The organism is Microcystis sp. LE19-41.2A (assembly GCF_027530405.1).
Lineage (GTDB): Bacteria > Cyanobacteriota > Cyanobacteriia > Cyanobacteriales > Microcystaceae > Microcystis > Microcystis aeruginosa.
The window spans coordinates 1-1,386 of the sequence record NZ_JAPZQJ010000384.1; the positions used below are offsets into that span (position 1 = coordinate 1).

1 protein-coding gene is annotated in these 1,386 nt (G+C 44.1%); it reads left to right on the top strand.

The window, feature by feature from the left end; translation table 11 throughout:
* Positions 1–1,144: bluetail domain-containing putative surface protein (locus tag O9290_RS15525; RefSeq protein WP_288087234.1), on the top strand; the 1,144-nt coding region annotated here is incomplete at its 5' end.
* Positions 1,145–1,386: the final 242 nt, after the last annotated feature.

Genomic DNA, 1,386 nt, shown 5'->3' on the forward strand with positions numbered 1-1,386 from the left:
AACCGTCAACTATACAGTTGAAGGGACAGCAACCAATGGAAACGATTACACTTCTATTCCCACCAGCGTCACCTTTGCTGCTAATTCAGCGACTGCTACCGTCACAGTTGACCCCACTCCTGACACAATAGTAGAAAGTGACGAAACCGTTATTTTAACTCTTGCTTCTGGGACAGGTTATACAGTAGGGACCACCACCCCAGTGACGGGGACAATTAATAATGACGACTTTTCCCAACTCTCCATCAATAATATTACCGTGGTCGAAGGCTTAGATAATAATGCCATCCTCACCGTCACAGTTGATAACCCCAATCCGCAACCAATTAGCTTCAACTATACCACTGGGCCCATTGATGCTACCGCCGATGTAGATTACACTAGCAAAACCGGAACTATCACCATTGCTGCTAATACTGCCACCGCTACTATTAGCATTCCCCTCCTCAATGATAACCTCAATGAACCTGATGAAGTCTTCACCGTCACCCTCTCCAATCCGGTTAATGCTACCATCAATCCCGAAGGAGGAATAGGAGAAGTTATCATTACTGATACTTGGCAAAGCAGTCTTACTCGCACCTTACCCAACAATGTGGAAAACCTCAGACTAATTAGCAGTAATAATGTTAATGGTACAGGTAACGCTGGTAACAATAAAATCACCGGAAATAGTGGTATTAATCAAATCAATGGCGCTAACGGTGCTGATACTTTAACCGGTGGTTTAGGTGCAGATACCTTCGTCTTCCAATTTGGTCAATCTACCATATCAACAAGCGATCGTATCACAGATTTTGCCATCAATAGTGATAAAATAGACTTATTAACTCAAACTGGAAACGCCATGAGTGCGCCTAGTAGTTTCAGTCGTGCTGCTGATAGCACTGTCACCACTTTAGACAATTTAATCAATCAGGTATTTACTGATGCTAATGGAGCGATTACAGGTAATCAAGGATTAGGGGTTAATAGTGCCGCCTTAGTGCAGGTAACAACCGGTGCAATAGCTGGAACTTACCTCGTTATTAATGATAGCACGGCTGGCTTCCAATCCAGCAATGATTTATTAATAAATATCACCGGATTTACTGGTACTTTACCAGCTTTAGGGAACATTCCAGTGGGTAATTTCTTTGTTTAAGTTTCTAAGCTCTCCTTCTAAGTCACCTAGAAAAAGGGTTTCTCGGAGAAACCCTTTTTCTGTGTTAAAAATTGTCAGCTACCCCCGCCATTTATTAGTTACATATTTCTTAAGTAGGTAGGCGTTAAAAGTTGTCAGACACCCCCCTTATCAAGGGGGGACTAAGGGGGGATCGGCACCCCCCTTATCAAGGGGGGCAGGGGGGATCGGCACCCCCCTTATCAAGGGGGGCAGGGGGGATC